This is a genomic window from Aeromonas ichthyocola, assembly GCF_046087985.1.
Classification (GTDB): domain Bacteria; phylum Pseudomonadota; class Gammaproteobacteria; order Enterobacterales; family Aeromonadaceae; genus Aeromonas; species Aeromonas rivipollensis.
This window is the reverse complement of sequence record NZ_JBJSWH010000002.1, coordinates 505,540-520,854: the sequence shown is the minus strand read 5'-3', so window position 1 is coordinate 520,854 and position 15,315 is coordinate 505,540. Positions and strand designations below refer to the sequence as shown.

Genomic DNA, 15,315 nt, shown 5'->3' with positions numbered 1-15,315 from the left:
TGGTTACGTTTTCAAGAATGGAAAAGTGTGAAGCGGGTGTCGCGGCCATAAAAAATGCCGGTCGATGGACCGGCATGTTCAGGTGGGGCTGTTCGCCTGCGTGCGAGCGTTCGTCAGACGGTAAAGAACTTGAAGTTGACGAAGGCCACCGCGATGAAGGAGGCGACCATGCCGCTGACGCAGAGCACCGCAGGGCGGATGGCGGGCCAGCGATGGCTCAGCAAGATGATGGCCAGCAGGGTCGGGTAGAGGCCGAACATGTAGCGCGGCATGGCATTGAGGCCGGTCATCAGCGGTATGGTGCAGCAGATGAACATCAGGGTCGCCTCGGCCCAGCGCTTCTGGCTGAACAGGTAGCCGTTCAGGCACCAGCCGAAGATCACCATGATGGAGAGGTAGGCCTTGCGACCGCCCAGCTCGAAGCCGCTCAGCCACCAGTCCAGGGGGCTGTCCATGTAGCGACCCCAGGCGACCTGGATGTGCTTGAAGGCGAGCGCATCCCCGGTCAGGTGATAGAGGTAGACCATGTAGGAGAAGAGGCCGAGGGGGATGAGCCAGAGGGTGAACACCACCTTGAAGGCCCGCTCGGTGAAGCGGAAGAACTCGCGCCAGCCATAGGCCTGCAGCGCCAGGATCAGCACGGGGAACACCATCATGACCCCCAGGTTGCGGGTGCCTGAGATGAAGATGCCGAGGAAGGCGACCATCAGCCACTGCTCGCGGTAGGCGAACAGGAACATGCCCAGCATCAGCGCCATGAACATGGGTTCCGTGTAGCCGGACACGAAGTAGGCGGAGAAGGGGGAGAAGGCCAGCAGCCAGACCCCGAAGCGGGCGGTCTCATCCCCCAGCTTGAGCTGGCGCAGCACCAGCAGCATCAGCGGCAGGCTGATGAAGAAGGCGATGTTGGCCACCAGCATCAGGCCGATCAGGCTCTCCATGTTGAGCAGGCTGGAGAGCCCGCCAGCGAGCATGGGGTAGAGCGGCATGAAGGCCCAGTTCGCCGCGTTGCCCTTGCTCAGCCAGCGCGGGTAGAGGTCGTAGCCGTTCTCTATGATGCGCTGGAACCAGACGCAGTCGAACTGGCAATAGGCTTGCAGCGGGCCTATGTCGGGGGCGCCGTAGAGCTGGACACCGAAATAGCCCATGCCGTACAGGGCCACCCGGCTCAGCACGAAGGCGGCGATGATCATCAGCCAGTCGCGGCTGCTGATGCGCAGTGACGGGCGATAGGGGAGTGCATCCCCGGCGAGGGGAGGAGTATTGGTCATGTCATTCATCAGGCAAAAACCCAGACGCGAGAGAGTATGTAGGTGAGTACGGTAACGGTCAGGGTGGCAATCACCACCGGCAGCAGCCCGGAGAGACCCGCAAACAGCAGGCCGCTCAGGATGAGGTTACGCACCGCCAGGGAGAAGAGGGCGACCAGCAGAAACTTGCTGGCGGCACCTTGCTTCTGGAAGGTGATGTAGCGATGGCCGAAAAACGAGAACCAGAACGCGATGGCAAAGGCCAGGGTCGTGACCAGATGTTCCGAGATGGCAGGCCAGGTGTGGAACAGGGCGATGGAGGTGCCCAGATCGACGAGGGTGGCACCCCCGCCGACAAAACCGAAGCGAACCAGCCGCCAGAATTCCTCGCGGGAGATCATTGGGACGCCGGCTCCTGCTTGTCCGCATCCTGCGCTTTTTCACTCTGGGTTGCCGCCGCATCCGGCTGCTTGCCTGCGTCCTGCTGGGCATACTGGCCGTAGATCCCCTCGATGAGGTAGACGGGGCGCTGCTTCACTTCCACGAACATGCGGCCTATGTACTCGCCTATGATGCCGAGCGACAGCAGCTGAATGCCGCCGAGGAACAGCATCACCGACATCAGGGAGGCGTAGCCCGGCACGTCTATGCCGAAGAAGAGCACCTGGGTGATGATCTTGAGGATATAGAGGAAGGCGATGAAGGAGACGCCGACCCCGACGTAGCTCCAGACCCGCAGCGGCCAGCTGGAGAAGCTCATCAGGCCGTCGAGGGCGAAGTTCCACAGCTTCCAGTAGTTGAACTTGGTCTCGCCGGCGTGACGGGCGGGACGCTCGTAGGGGACGCCGACGGCACGGAAACCGGCCCAGGCGAAGAGCCCCTTCATGAAGCGGTTGCGCTCCGGCAGTTGCTTGAGGGCCTCGACCACCTTGCGATCGATGAGTCGGAAGTCACCGGCGTTCTCCGGCAGCTTGGTGCTGGTGGAGAGGGCGTTGAAGAAGCGGTAGAAGCCGCCGGCGGTGAGGCGCTTCATCGGGGTGTCGGCGCTGCGATCGACCCGGATGCCGTAGACGGTGTCGTAGTCACCTGTCTGCCACAGCTTGACGAACTCCAGGATGAGGGAGGGGGGATCTTGCAGATCCACGTCCATGGGGACCATGGCATCGCCCTTGGCCTGATGCAGGCCTGCGGTCATGGCCGCTTCCTTGCCGAAGTTGCGGGCCAGGTTGACCAGGGTCACGCGCGGGTCGCGGGCGATGGCCTGCTCGACCACTTCGCGGGTACGGTCGCGGCTGCCGTCGTTGACGAACACGATTTCAAGCCGGTCTTTGAGGGGGGCCAGTTCGGCATCTATCGCGCTGATGAAGGCGTCTATGCTCTCTTCCTCGTTGTAAACGGGCACGACCAGAGAGAGTCGAAAATCGGCATGCGACATGGGAACTTCCTTATTGAAAGAATTATTTTACAAGACAATGGATTCGAGCTTCACTGAGCGACGGTCAGACGTACCGACTGGACGTTGAGCGGTGTCGGAGCGGAGAGCGCCAGGAAGTTGGGATGCTTGGGATCGGCGGTCAGCGATTCGCCCGGCAGGTTGAGCCGGATCTCGTTGATGCCCGCCTTGGCCAGCTTGACCGTGGTAGTGAAATCATGACCCAGGGCCACCTTGAGCAGGGTGCCTGCTTCCGGGCTGTTGATCCTGGCCTGGATGGTGAGCTGATCCGGATTGGCTGCTGTTTGGGCAGCACGAAGTAGAGACCGCCCTTGCCACTGAGCTGGGTGCCTTCGGCACTGGGCTTCTTGGCCCAGCCTTCGCTCGAGAGGAAGCGGCTCGGTTTGGTCAGGTTGAGCTCGTTGCCCGGCTGGTAAGTCATGCTGGAGTTGTGCTCCCAGAAGCGGGTCTTGCCTTCCAGGTAATAGAGCTTGTAAGCCAGGCTCACGTTGGGGTGAGCGGCCAGGTAGAGGGTGTAAAGGTAAAAACCGCTCAATGCCAGTATGGCAGCCAGAAAACCGAACTTTTTGTAGGTCATATTACTCACTCGACGCCCGACGGATAGGTAGGCTGGATTCGCGCATATGCTAATCCAATTGCAAAAAAAGCATAGTGGATCACAAAAATAAATTTGCTCACATATTAACCCCTTTTGCCCTTGTGCCAAATAGCGCAGTTTTTCCAATATACAGCGTTGGCGAGGCGCCAGTGACCGCATCCGGGGGCATTTCACACAAGTAGATTGGCAAGCATCACCGTTTTGCTGTGCCATTTTTTAGGCATGCCATCGCTGTGCCCTCTATCGCCATTTTGCCTGGGGCCGATTTATGATGGCGTATCACGTCAAGGATGACCCATGAAGTGGAACTCTCTGCTGTGCTGTTGCTGGCGCCGCTGGCCTCGGCAAACAGTCTGTGTCCCTCGCCCTTGCGGGTCGGTTTTGACAATAACTGGCCCCCCTATCACTATTACGCCAGGCACGACGGCCGGGCAACAGGTGCGCGGTTTTGCCGTCGAAGTGCTCACGCCGTGCTCTCTTCCATGGGTGCAAGGCCAGCTATGTGGAGCTGCCCTGGAAGCGGGTACTGCACGAGATGGAGTACGGCGAAATAGACATGGCGATGGAGGCGAACATCAACGAGGAGCGCGCTCGTTATGCCTGGTTTTCCGACGCCTACAATCCCGGGTACGCAGTGTTCTGGGTCCGCAAGGACAGCAACTACTCCGAGCCGGATCTGGCGAGCTGGCTGGCCAGCGGTCATACCCTGGGCATCACCAAGGAGTACTTTTATGGTGATGAGGTGATGGCACTGCTCGCCGTTATGCGAAACAGGTGAGCGAGGTCAATGACAAGCAAAACTATGGCAAGCTGGTGCTGGGGGCGCATCGACGGCTTTCTCGGTGACATGTTGGCGACACCCAGCGGGCTGAAGGAAGGAGGGGCAGAGTGGTCAATCTCATATCACCCCATGGTGGTGTATGAATCGCCGACCTTCTTCATGTTGAGCAAACGCAGCTTGTCACCGGAGTTCTTGCAACAATTTAATCAGGCGTTAACCGCGAATTTAAAGCAACAGATGAGTATGACATTATCTGGCAACGTTATGCGCCCCGGGCGCTAGCAAAGTCGCGGGCATTCACGCATCATGAGCGCCTTGACCGCCGGGTCCTGACAGGCTGAAGTGAACCGATTTGAGGTAAGCATGGGGAAGAAGTATTGGCTGGCATTGGCAAACCTGATCTGGCTGGGATGTGGCCGGCGGCCATAGTACAGGCCAGCGAGGGCCAGGTGGTGGTGGCCAGTGCGATGCAGCATGACTGGTATCAGAACAGCACCGCAGAGCAGGCCAGGCGTGAGCTGGAACTGCAGCTGCAAGAGGCCGTGCTGGCCCAGCTGCACCCGGATTTTTTCACGCTCTGGAAGAAGCTGCAGGCCAAGCCGGCGGATCAGCGTGGCGCCCTCTATGACGAGGCGTTTGCAAGCTGGCCCGTTTCCAGCAGGCCTGGCGGGCCATGGATCTGGTCTCTCGCGAGCAGATGCAGACCCTCAAGCTCAATTTGAGCAAGCCGTGGTGGCCCACGAGCCGGCCGGCGACAACCTGCTGGAGCAGGTCAAATCAGCTCAGACCTCAGGTCGCGGAATATGACGCGGTGCGCGAGGAAGTGCGCAAGCTGCTGGCGATGCCCATGGCCAGCAAGTGGCCGACCCTGACCATGCCGACCCTGCGGGCCGGAGAGAGCTCCCCGAACTTCGCCCAGATCCGCGCCATCCTCAACGAGCTGGGCGACAGTGCGCCGAGCCATACACGCCACCTGATCTACGACGCGGACACCGAGCAGGCCATCAAGCAGTTCCAGCGCCGCCACGGCCTGACCGCAGACGGCATCATAGGTCGCCAGACCCGCTCCTGGCTCAATACCGGGCCGCAAGTGCGTGCCAGCCTGCTGCTGCGCAACCTGTGGCGCCGGGATCTGGTGGATCACCTCGCCGGTCGCTACGTGCTGGTCAACATCCCGGATTACCGCCTGAGCGTGGTGGAGTCCGGCAGCGAGGTCTTCATCAGTCGGGTCATCGTCGGCAAGGAGCAGCGGGCCACTCCCATACTCGCGAGCGAAATTCGTTCCATAGTGCTCAACCCCGCCTGGCATGTGCCGCGCTCCATCCTGAGCAAGGACATTCTGCCCAAGCTGGGTCGGGATCCCGCCTATCTGGATCGCGAGCAGTTCGAGGTGATCGACGGCGAGGGCAACCCGGTGCAGTTCAGCGAAGATGGCTGGCACCATGCGCTGGCGTCCGGCTTCCCTTACCGGTTGCGGCAAAAGCCGGGGGATCACAATGCCCTGGGGCGCTACAAGTTCTATCTGCCGAACAATGACGCCATCTACCTGCACTCGACGCCGCGCAAGGCCTTGTTCGAGCAGGGGGCGCGCGCCTTCAGCTCCGGCTGCATCCGGGTCGAGCACGCGGACGATCTGGCCGAGCTGCTGCTCGCCGACTCCCGCTATCAGCCGGACAAGGTCGCCAGCATATTGAAAGAGACCCAGACCAAGTGGCTGCCGTTGACCACCCCTATCCCTGTCTTCACCGTCTACTGGAGCAGCTGGATCGACGAAGAGGGGCGCCAGCAACTGCGCAATGACATTTACGGATTCGATCGAGTGAGCTTCCAGAGCCGCTTGCTGTGATCCCCGCCACAGAGTGAAGAGCCCGGCTCATGCCGGGCTTTTTCATGGGCGCTTGCGGTTTGACATGACTTTTACGGGCGGGTAGTTTCGGCCTCTGTATCATTTTCATTCACCACTGTTACATCACTCTGGAATGGACGGACAACGGATGCTGGAACAAGAGATAAGCCGACGCCGTCTGCTGCTGGGGGCCGGTTGCCTGATGGGGGCCAGCCTGCTGTCGTTCCCGGCCTCGGCGAGCCGCAGCACGACAGGGCGTGAACTCAGCTTCTTCAACCTCAATACCGGCGAGCGGGTCAACGCCAGCTATTGGGAGAATGGCCGTTATCTGAACGATGGCCTGGCGGAGCTCAACCATATCTTCCGCGACTATCGCCGCAACGAAGTGTTCAACATCGACAGGAAGCTGTTCGATCAACTGTTTCTGCTGCAGCACAAGCTGGGCCGCAAGGGGGAAATTCAGCTCATCTCGGGCTATCGCTCCCCGGCCACCAATCGCCAGAAGCGCCAGCGCAGCCGTGGGGTCGCCAAACACAGCTACCACACCCTGGGGCAGGCGGTGGATGTGCGCATCCCCGGCGTGCAGCTGGCGCACCTGCGCAAGGCGGCCCTGAACCTCAAGGTCGGCGGCGTGGGTTACTACCCCTCCGACAACTTCGTCCACCTCGATACCGGGCCGGTACGGAGCTGGTAACGGGTTGGCACAGGGAGGCCCCGAGCTGCTAGGCTCTGGACACTATCCAGAGGAGAGACAGATGAAGCATATTTTGCTTGGCGGGCTGATCGCCCTGCTGCTGACCGGGTGCAGCAAGCTGAACCGGGAAAACTACGACAAGCTGAAGATGGGGATCACCTATGCCGAGGCGAGCGCCATCTTGGGCAAGGCGGAGCGTTGCGACGATGCGCTCGGCACCACCAGCTGTGTCTGGGGTGGGGACGGCAAGAACATCAAGATCCGTTTCATCGCCGACAAGGCCACCTTCTTCAGTTCGGAAGGGATCAACTGAGTCAGTTTTTCACTGTCATCAGCAACAAAAAAGCGCCATCCGGCGCTTTTTTGTTGCGCGCAATCCAGCCAATCTGGCCAGAAACTGGCGCGCTCAATGGGTGGCGTACTGGTAATTGAAGGTGGGGAGTCCCCACTTGAAGCGCACCGCCAGCAGCCGCAGCACGAAGCCGATGCCGATGGCCCCGAAGGCGGCCCAGTCATTGGGCAGGCCCTGATCCAGTGCGAAGCAGTAGAGGGCGGCCGTCACCAGGGAGACGGCGGCGTAGAGCTCGCGCTTGAACACCAGCGGGATGCGCTGGCACAGGAGATCCCGCAGCACACCGCCAAAGACGCCTGTCACCACCGCCATGATGCAGGCGATGCCGGCCCCGTGTCCCATCTCGAGCGCCCGGGCGGCGCCAAAGATGGAGAAGACCACCAGCCCCAGGGCATCGAGCGCCAGGAACAGCTTGCCGAGATAGCGCATCAGCGGGGCAGAGATGACTCCCACCATGGCAGCCCCGGCTACCAGCACCACGTATTCAGGGTGCTCCACCCAGAGCAGGGGATAGTGGCCCAGCAGCACATCCCGGATGGTGCCTCCCCCTATGGCCGTCGCCGAGGCGATGATGACGACACCAAACAGATCCATCCGCCGCCGGCCCGCCGCCAGCGCGCCAGTCATCCCTTCGGCCACCAGGCCGAGCAAGAAGAGTGCATGTAACATGAGTTATCCCAGGGTGCGAGAAAGGCCCGCATCCTAACAAGCCTGGTCTGGCACGACAAGCACTCTCACCTTTGCATTAGATTAAGTAATGAAAAGGGGGCCTATGCCCCCGTTTTTGGTTATGACTGCGTGGCTCAGCGGCGTAGCTGTTCGCTGCGATACTGATCCACCCACATGGCGGTGGCGCCACAGATGGCGACCGGCATCACAAACAGATTGACCACGGGAATGGCGGAGAAGAGGGTGACCAGGGCACCGAAGCTCAGGCACTTGCCGCGGCGCTGCTTCAAGGCATCGCGCATGGTGATGAAGTCGATCTTGTGGTTGTCGAACGGATAGTCCACATACTGGATCGCCATCATCCAGGCGCTGAACAGGAACCAGAGCACAGGGGCCAGGGTCTGGCCCACCACGGGAATGAGGAACAGGATCAGGCAGCCGATGGCCTTGGGCAGGTAGTACTTCAGCTTGGTCCACTCCCGGCTGAAGGTGCGCGGCACGTCCTTGACCACGTCCAGCATGCCGGTGTCGCTCACCGCCTCGCCGGTGAGGATCTGCTCCACCTTCTCCGCCAGCAGGCCGTTGAAGGGGGCCGCTATCCAGTTGATCACCGAGCTGAAGATGAAGGAGAACACCACCAGTATGGTGATGAGGGCGATGGGCCACAGCAGGTAGTCGAGCCAGGAGAGCCAGGCCGGGATCTGCTGGTGCAGCCAGGCGAACAGGCCGTCGAGTTGCAGCAACAGGGCATAGAAGGCGCCGGCGAACAGCACGAAGTTGACCAGCAAGGGGATCAGCACGAAGGTGCGGATGCCCGGCTGGCGGATGAGGGAGAAGCCGCGCAGGAAGTAGTCTGCACCGCTGACCGAATCTTTGACCATGTGAGGAGATTGGCTCATCTGAGATCCATCAATGAAGGGGTAGGGTGCCAGCATATTACAAACAAGCCTCCAATTTGGTAAAGTCGCCTGCCCGCCTCCTCTTTATTTCGCTACCCACATAGGCCGCCATGCGTCTGAAACTGATCAAACTCGCCGGCTTCAAGTCGTTCGTCGAGCCGACCCGCATCGAACTGTCGGCCGACATGACCGCCGTGGTGGGCCCCAACGGCTGTGGCAAATCCAACGTCATCGATGCGGTGCGCTGGGTGCTGGGGGAGAGCTCGGCCCGCCACCTGCGCGGCGAGAACATGACGGACGTCATCTTCAACGGCTCCATCAACCGCAGCCCCCATGGCCGTGCCTCGGTGGAGCTGGTGTTCGACAATCCCCACAACCGGGTGCCCGGTGAATTTGGCCGTTATACCGAGATCTCGGTGCGCCGCGAGGTGCTGCGGGACGGCTCCAACCACTACCAGATCAACGGCCAGAAGTGCCGCCGAAAGGACGTGACCGATCTCTTCCTCGGCACCGGCCTGGGTCCGCGCAGCTACGCCATCATAGAGCAGGGCACCGTCAGCCGGCTGGTGGAGTCGCGCCCGGCGGACCTCAAGCTCTTCATGGAGGAGGCGGCGGGGGTCTCCCGCTACAAGGAGCGGCGCCGGGAGACGGAGCAGCGCATCCGCCACACCCAGGAGAACCTGGAGCGCCTCGGCGACATTCGTGGCGAGCTGGGCTCCCGCCTCGAGCACCTCAAATCCCAGGCCGAAACCGCCGAGCGCTACAAGCAGCTCAAGGGGCGTTCGCGCGCCGCAAGGGCCGAGCTCATCGGCTCCGAGCTGTGGGCGCTGGAGACTCGCCTTGGCGAAGCCAAGAGCGAGCTGGCCCAGGCCGAGCAGGCGCTGGCGGCCCTCGATGCCAAGCGTACCCAGGATGAGGGGCGCCACGTCACCCTGTCGGTGGCCCGCCAGGAGGCCCAGGCCGAGCAGGCGAGTCGCCAGCAGCAGATCTTCCTCGGCGGCCAGGCCATCGCCCGTCTCGAGCAACAGCAGCTGCACCAGACCGAGCTCGGTCGCGACTGGCAAGTGCGGCGTCAAGCCCTCGGCGAGCGCATCGAGGCCATCAGGGGGGAGCTAGGGAGCCAGCAGGAACAGCTGACCGAGGGCGTCCTCCAGGGAGAGGTGGAGTCGGCGCGCCTCGAGCAGTGTGAGCAGTTACTCGCCGACCAGCAGGCCGTTCGCCTCGCGGCCGGCGAGCGGCTGGAGCTGGCCCGCCAACGCCAGCAGCAGTGGCAGCAGCAGCTCGGCCAGGCACAGGGCAGGCTCAACCAGACCCGCACCCAGGTGAATGGCCTGCAGGAGCTGCAGGCCAAGACCCGGCTGGCGCGACTCAAGCTGGCGGATGAACAGGCTGGCCCCCTCGGCGGGGAAGGTGAGAGCCTGCAACCCGCGCTGGATGCCCTGTCGGCCGAGCTGGCGCTCTCCCGGGCCCGCCACGGGGAGCTGGAGGCGCAATGGCAGGCCAGCGTGGCCAGCCACGAGGCTCTCAAGGGAGAGCGGGATCGGCAGGGCGGCCTGCTGCGCGAGCTCGGCGCCCGCCTCACCACTCTTAATCAGATGCTGGGGGAGCAGATGCTGGGCGCCACCCTGGCGGATCGGTTGCAGGTCGCCCCCGAGTGGGCCCAGGCGCTGGACAAGGTGCTCGGGCGCTGGCTCACCGCCCAGCCGGGGGACCAATGCAACCTCGAGCAGGGCGGGCTCTGGATAGGCCCGGCTCATCCTGCGGTGCCCGGCACCCTGGCGGCCCGGCTCGAGGGGGATCACATCCCCGCCTTCCTCAACGTCATCTGGCTGGCCGATGACAGGGAGGCGGCGCTTGCCCGCCAGTCATCCCTCTTGGCCGGTGAGTCTGTGCTGACCCCGGCGGGGGAGTGGTTTGGCCCGAACTGGGCCGATCTCGGCCAGGGGGGCGCCCTCGGCACCCTGGCGCTGCTCGGTGAACGTGAGCGGTTACACACCGAACTGACCGCAGGGGAGCAGGCGCTGGTTCAGCTGGATGCCCAGTTGAAGGCAGCAGATGCCGATCGTGCCCATTTGCACAGCGCCTTTGAGGCGAGCCAGCGCACCCTGCGCGAGCAGGAGCAGCAATGGCAGCAACTGCGGGAAGCCTGGAGCCTGCAGCAGGGTCAGCGTCAGGAGCGGCTGCTGCGCCTCGGCCAGCTTGGGGAAGAGTTGATCCGGCTGGACAAGGAGCAGGCAGAGGAGGCCGAGCGACTGGCTGCGGCCCAGCAGCGGCTCGAGTTGGAAGAGGCGCACCTTGCCGAACTGCAGGAGCAGGGAGAGCCCCTTGCGGAGGCACTCTTGCTGGCCCAGGAAGGGGTCACGAGTGCCGAGCGGGCGCTGGAGGAGGCGCGTGCGCGCCGGGAGCAGCAGCAGGCAAACTGCCAGCGCTGGCAACTGGCGCAGCAAAATCTGGCGCAGCTCATCGCCCTGCGCGAGCAGGAGCTGGCCCGGCTCGGGCTGGAACTGGCCGAGCTCAAGGGGCCGGACGCCCAGGCAGTGCAGGACATCTCGCCCCTGCTGGCGGAGCAACGCAACCTGGAGGCGCAGCAGCTGGCCTGCCATCAGCGGCTCGCCGAGCTGGAGCGTCAGCTGACCGAGCTGGAGCAGGCCAGAAGCGCCGACCACAAGCAGCTGGTGACCCTGCAGGAGAAGCTGGCTCAGCTCAGACTGGAGCGGGAGCGCAACCTGACCCGGCGCCAGGGGCTGCACGAGCAGTTCGAAGAGCTGGGGGTGCGCCTGGTGGATCTCGATCAGGCCGTGCTGATCGCCGCCGATCGCGGCAAGTTGCGCCAGGAGATCCAGACCCTGGAGACACAGGTGGAGGCACTTGGCGCCATCAACCTGGCGGCGCTGGAGGAGTATGAAGAGGCGAAAACCCGCGCCAGCTACCTGGAAAACCAGTGCCAGGATCTGGAGCAGGCGCTGGAAACCTTGAGCCAAGCCATTAAAAGAATTGATAAAGAAACACAAATACGCTTCCGCGACACTTTCGATAAGGTCAACGAAGATTTAAAATCCCTGTTCCCGAAAGTGTTCGGGGGGGGGAGTGCCTGGCTTGAGCTGACCTCGGACGATCTTTTGGAAGCCGGAGTGAGCATCATGGCAAGACCTCCGGGCAAGAAGAATGCTACCATTGCCCTGCTTTCCGGGGGGGAGAAGGCGCTAACCGCCCTTGCGCTGGTTTTTGCCATCTTCAGACTCAATCCAGCACCCTTCTGTCTGCTGGATGAGGTGGATGCACCGCTCGATGAAGTGAACGTGGGTCGCTTCTGTTCTCTTGTCAAAGAGATGTCGAGCACAGTACAGTTCGTTTACATCAGTCATAATAAGGTCTCCATGGAGATGGCCGAGCAGCTGATAGGCGTCACGATGCAAGAGCCCGGGGTTTCTCGCATCGTGTCGGTTGACATCGGTGAAGCCGTCGCTTTGGCTGAGCAAAACTAGAAAGAGAAGCAGCTAATGCAGGAATTGCGTTACATCTTGGTTGCCCTGGGCGGTATTGCCATCGCGGCATTGCTCATTCACGGGTTGTGGAGCAACAGAAAGAACCGTCAGGCACCGATCAAGGAAAAACCCCTGGGTCGGATGGAGTCCAAGTCACGGGATCGTGACAGCGATGCGTTTGACAGCGATGGCATTGGCCAGGTGCGCGTGGTCAGCGGTGGCCGTCGTGCCGAGCCCAAGCTGCGCAGCGACGAGGCCCATCAGCCGGAACCCCGCCGTGCCGCCACAGTGCCCGCCTTCGATGACGACGAGGATGACGAGCTGCCGCCGCCCGTGGTTCGCAAGCCAGCCCCTCGTCCGGTGACGCCGCCGCCCGTCTATGAAGAAGAAGACGAGTATGAGGAGCCGAGCGCCGAGCCTGTCGAAGAGGTGCCTGCCGCGCCGGTACGCAAGCCTGCCCAGGTGATCCGCCGTACCCCGGTGCACCGCTCCCGCCCCCAGCGCGAACCCATGATGCAGCCACTGGATGACGAGCCGCTGGTGGAGCCGGCCTACGCCCAGGCGCCGACCTTCGGTGCCCGCGAGCCCGCGCCGCAGCAGCAAGTCCGCTATGCCCAGCCCGTGTCTGCGTATGAAGAGCCCGATTATGATGACGAGCCCGCCTACGAAGAGCCGGTCCAGGTGGCCGAGCCCGTCCAGGAGCTGCCGCCGGTCGAGAAGATCTGGCAGGACGTCTATGTCATCAACCTGATGGCCCGTCCTGGCCACGATCTGCAAGGGGCTACCCTGCTCTCCTCCCTGCTGGCGCTGGGCTTCAAGTTTGGCGAGATGGACATCTTCCACCGCCATGAAGATCTCAACGGCAAGGGTGAGGTGCTCTTCTCCATGATCAACATGGTCAAGCCGGGTACCTTCAACCCCTATCGCATGGAGCAGTTCAGCACCCCGGGTGTGTCCCTCTTCATGCAACTGCCCCTGCGCAGCAACGCGGCCTTTGCGTTCGAGCACATGTTGCAGGCGGCGGATCAGCTGGCGAGCGATCTCGATGCCATGCTGACCGATGCCTCGCGCAGCCCGCTGAGCGACGACGACATTGCCCGTTATCGCCATGAGCTGGCGGCCTACGAGGCCAGCCGCGACTGATGCGCCGTGGGGCCTCAGCAATGAAAAGTGCGGTACCCCGGTGCCGCATTTTCATTTCTGCCCCAGACTGATTGTTCCATCACACTTCGAGACTTCTTCATGAGCGACATCCTCTCCCGCCACCGTCAATTGTGTGAACTGCTTACCGAATATGGTCATCAGTACTATGTGCTGGATAACCCCACTGTGCCGGACGCCGAATACGATCGCCTGATGCGCGAGCTGATTGCGCTGGAGGCCGAGCACCCCGAGCTGAAAACCCCGGCCTCCCCCAGCGTGCGGGTCGGCGGCCAGCCGCTCTCGGCCTTCAGCCAGGTGCGCCACGAGATCCCCATGCTGAGCCTGGACAACGTCTTCAGTGACGAAGAGCTGCAGGCCTTCGAGCAGCGCATGCGCGATCGCCTCAAGCGCGAGCTGAACTTCACCTTCTGCTGCGAGCCCAAGCTGGATGGTCTGGCGGTCAGCCTGCTCTATGTGGACGGCCAGCTGGTGCAGGCGGCCACCCGGGGGGATGGCACCACGGGGGAGGAGATCACCGAGAACGTGCGCACCATCAAGGCCATTCCGCTCGTCCTGCGGGGCTCGGGCTGGCCCGCCCGTTTAGAGGTGAGGGGGGAGGTCTTCATGCCCAAGGCCGGTTTCGAGGCGATGAATGCCAAGGCGCTGGCGGCAGGGGAGAAGGTGTTCGTCAACCCGCGCAACGCCGCCGCCGGCAGCCTGCGCCAGCTCGATTCCCGCATCACCGCCAGCCGTCCCCTGAGTTTCTACGCCTATGGCGTGGGCGTAGGCGGCGACGAGCTGGGGAACTCCCACTATCGTCGCCTCACTCAGCTCAACGCCTGGGGGCTGCCGCTCAGTCCCGAGGTGAAGCTCAAGGAGGGGGCTGCCGGCTGCCAGGCCTTCCACGACGACATCCTGGCCCGCCGCAGCGAGCTGCCCTACGAGATCGATGGCGTTGTCTACAAGGTGGACGACATAGGGCTGCAACAGGAGCTGGGCTTCGTGGCCCGGGCCCCGCGCTGGGCCACGGCCCACAAGTTCCCGGCAGAAGAGGAGATGACCCTGCTGGAGAATGTCGAATTCCAGGTCGGCCGCACCGGCGCCGTGACCCCGGTAGCCAAGCTCAAACCGGTGTTTGTCGGCGGCGTCACCGTTTCCAACGCCACCCTGCACAATGCCGACGAGATTGAACGGCTCGGCGTCATGATCGGCGACACCGTGATAGTGCGCCGGGCGGGGGACGTGATCCCGCAGATAGTGGCCGTGGTAGAGGCCCAGCGCCCCGCGGATGCTCGCGCGATCCTCTTCCCCACCCAGTGTCCTGTGTGCGGCTCGGCGGTGGAGCGGCTGGATGGGGAGGCGGTGACCCGTTGCTCCGGCGGCCTCTTCTGCGAGGCCCAGCGCAAGGAGGCGATCAAGCACTTCGCCGCACGCCGCGCCATGGACGTGGATGGCCTCGGTGACAAGATAGTGGAGCAGCTGGTGGACAAGGGGCTGGTGAAGACACCGGCGGATCTGTTCAGCCTCAACGCCATCCAGCTGGCCGGTCTCGAGCGGATGGGGCAAAAATCTGCCCTCAATCTGGTGGCTGCCATCGACAAGGCCCGCAGCACCACCTTGCCCCGCTTCCTGTTTGCCTTGGGCATTCGCGAGGTGGGGGAGGCGACCGCCCTCAATCTCGCCAACCACTTCCTCACCCTGGAAGCCCTGCGTGCAGCCTCGGTGGAGCAGTTGCTCGAGGTGGCTGATGTGGGCGACATAGTGGCCAAGCATGTTTACTACTTCCTGCGCCAGCCCCACAACATCGAAGTGCTGGAGGCCCTGCTGGCGGCCGGTATCCACTGGCCGGCCATCGAGAAGAAGGAGGCAAGCGATCAGCCCTTCGCCGGCAAGACCTTCGTGCTGACCGGTACCCTCACCACCTTGTCGCGCAACGATGCCAAGGCGGCGCTGCAGGCCCTGGGGGCCAAGGTGGCGGGCTCGGTGTCGGCCAAGACCGATGTGCTGGTGGCAGGGGAAGCCGCCGGCTCCAAGCTTGCCAAGGCGCAGGAGCTCGGCATCACCGTCTGGACCGAAGCCGAGTTGCAGGCGGCGATCCAGCCCTGAGTCGGCAGGCACACAATAAAACAGACCCGGCCAGATGGC

10 protein-coding genes and 3 pseudogenes are annotated in these 15,315 nt (G+C 62.8%); 7 read left to right on the top strand and 6 right to left on the bottom strand.

The genetic code is table 11. The annotated features are described in order from the left end of the window. Positions 1–113: 113 nt before the first annotated feature. From ACF2JD_RS07100 to ACF2JD_RS07085, 4 genes and pseudogenes are all read right to left on the bottom strand, one after another. Positions 114–1,280 (bottom strand): hypothetical protein, encoded by a 1,167-nt coding sequence (locus tag ACF2JD_RS07100; protein ID WP_368170422.1) that lies wholly within the window; start codon positions 1,278–1,280, stop codon positions 114–116. Then, the gene (locus tag ACF2JD_RS07095) at positions 1,280–1,651 is read right to left on the bottom strand and encodes a GtrA family protein (protein WP_005324511.1); all 372 of its coding nucleotides are present in this window, start codon (positions 1,649–1,651) and stop codon (positions 1,280–1,282) included. The genes ACF2JD_RS07100 and ACF2JD_RS07095 overlap by 1 nt, the downstream gene beginning before the upstream one ends. Beyond that, positions 1,648–2,685, bottom strand: coding sequence for a glycosyltransferase family 2 protein (locus ACF2JD_RS07090; RefSeq protein ID WP_025327878.1), 1,038 nt, complete (start codon positions 2,683–2,685; stop codon positions 1,648–1,650). Before ACF2JD_RS07090 ends, ACF2JD_RS07095 begins: the two co-directional genes overlap by 4 nt. Before the next feature lie 50 nt (positions 2,686–2,735). Beyond that, positions 2,736–3,280, bottom strand: a pseudogene (locus tag ACF2JD_RS07085) (hypothetical protein). Positions 3,281–3,591: 311 nt separating this feature from the next. Between ACF2JD_RS07085 and ACF2JD_RS07080 the strand changes: the two are divergent. From ACF2JD_RS07080 to ACF2JD_RS07065, 4 genes and pseudogenes are all read left to right on the top strand, one after another. Further along, positions 3,592–4,423: pseudogene (locus ACF2JD_RS07080) on the top strand (substrate-binding periplasmic protein). A 22-nt stretch (positions 4,424–4,445) separates the two neighbouring features. Next, positions 4,446–5,928, top strand: a pseudogene (locus tag ACF2JD_RS07075) (L,D-transpeptidase family protein). 148 nt (positions 5,929–6,076) lie between these two features. Continuing rightward, complete coding sequence (locus ACF2JD_RS07070; RefSeq protein ID WP_440987082.1) at positions 6,077–6,622, top strand: DUF882 domain-containing protein; 546 nt, start codon at positions 6,077–6,079, stop codon at positions 6,620–6,622. 61 nt (positions 6,623–6,683) lie between these two features. Continuing rightward, complete coding sequence (locus ACF2JD_RS07065) at positions 6,684–6,935, top strand: DUF3862 domain-containing protein (protein WP_106886101.1); 252 nt, start codon at positions 6,684–6,686, stop codon at positions 6,933–6,935. A 93-nt stretch (positions 6,936–7,028) separates the two neighbouring features. Here the strand turns inward: ACF2JD_RS07065 and ACF2JD_RS07060 are convergent, their stop codons facing one another. Next, positions 7,029–7,643 carry a trimeric intracellular cation channel family protein gene (locus ACF2JD_RS07060; protein WP_025327872.1) on the bottom strand — a complete coding sequence of 205 codons (615 nt, stop codon included), beginning with the start codon at positions 7,641–7,643 and terminating at the stop codon, positions 7,029–7,031. A 134-nt stretch (positions 7,644–7,777) separates the two neighbouring features. Further along, positions 7,778–8,542, bottom strand: a complete 765-nt coding sequence (cysZ, locus tag ACF2JD_RS07055) for a sulfate transporter CysZ (RefSeq protein ID WP_234676441.1) — start codon at positions 8,540–8,542, stop codon at positions 7,778–7,780. Between the two features lie 110 nt (positions 8,543–8,652). Here cysZ and ACF2JD_RS07050 point away from each other — a divergent pair, with 110 nt between their 5' ends. The 3 genes from ACF2JD_RS07050 to ligA all read left to right on the top strand — a co-directional run bounded on the left by ACF2JD_RS07050 (position 8,653) and on the right by ligA (position 15,276). Continuing rightward, positions 8,653–12,027 carry an AAA family ATPase gene (locus ACF2JD_RS07050; protein WP_440987081.1) on the top strand — a complete coding sequence of 1,125 codons (3,375 nt, stop codon included), beginning with the start codon at positions 8,653–8,655 and terminating at the stop codon, positions 12,025–12,027. A 15-nt stretch (positions 12,028–12,042) separates the two neighbouring features. Beyond that, positions 12,043–13,170, top strand: a complete 1,128-nt coding sequence (gene zipA / locus ACF2JD_RS07045; RefSeq protein WP_440987080.1) for a cell division protein ZipA — start codon at positions 12,043–12,045, stop codon at positions 13,168–13,170. Positions 13,171–13,269: 99 nt separating this feature from the next. Next, positions 13,270–15,276 (top strand): NAD-dependent DNA ligase LigA, encoded by a 2,007-nt coding sequence (gene ligA, locus ACF2JD_RS07040; RefSeq protein ID WP_440987079.1) that lies wholly within the window; start codon positions 13,270–13,272, stop codon positions 15,274–15,276. Positions 15,277–15,315 lie beyond the last annotated feature (39 nt).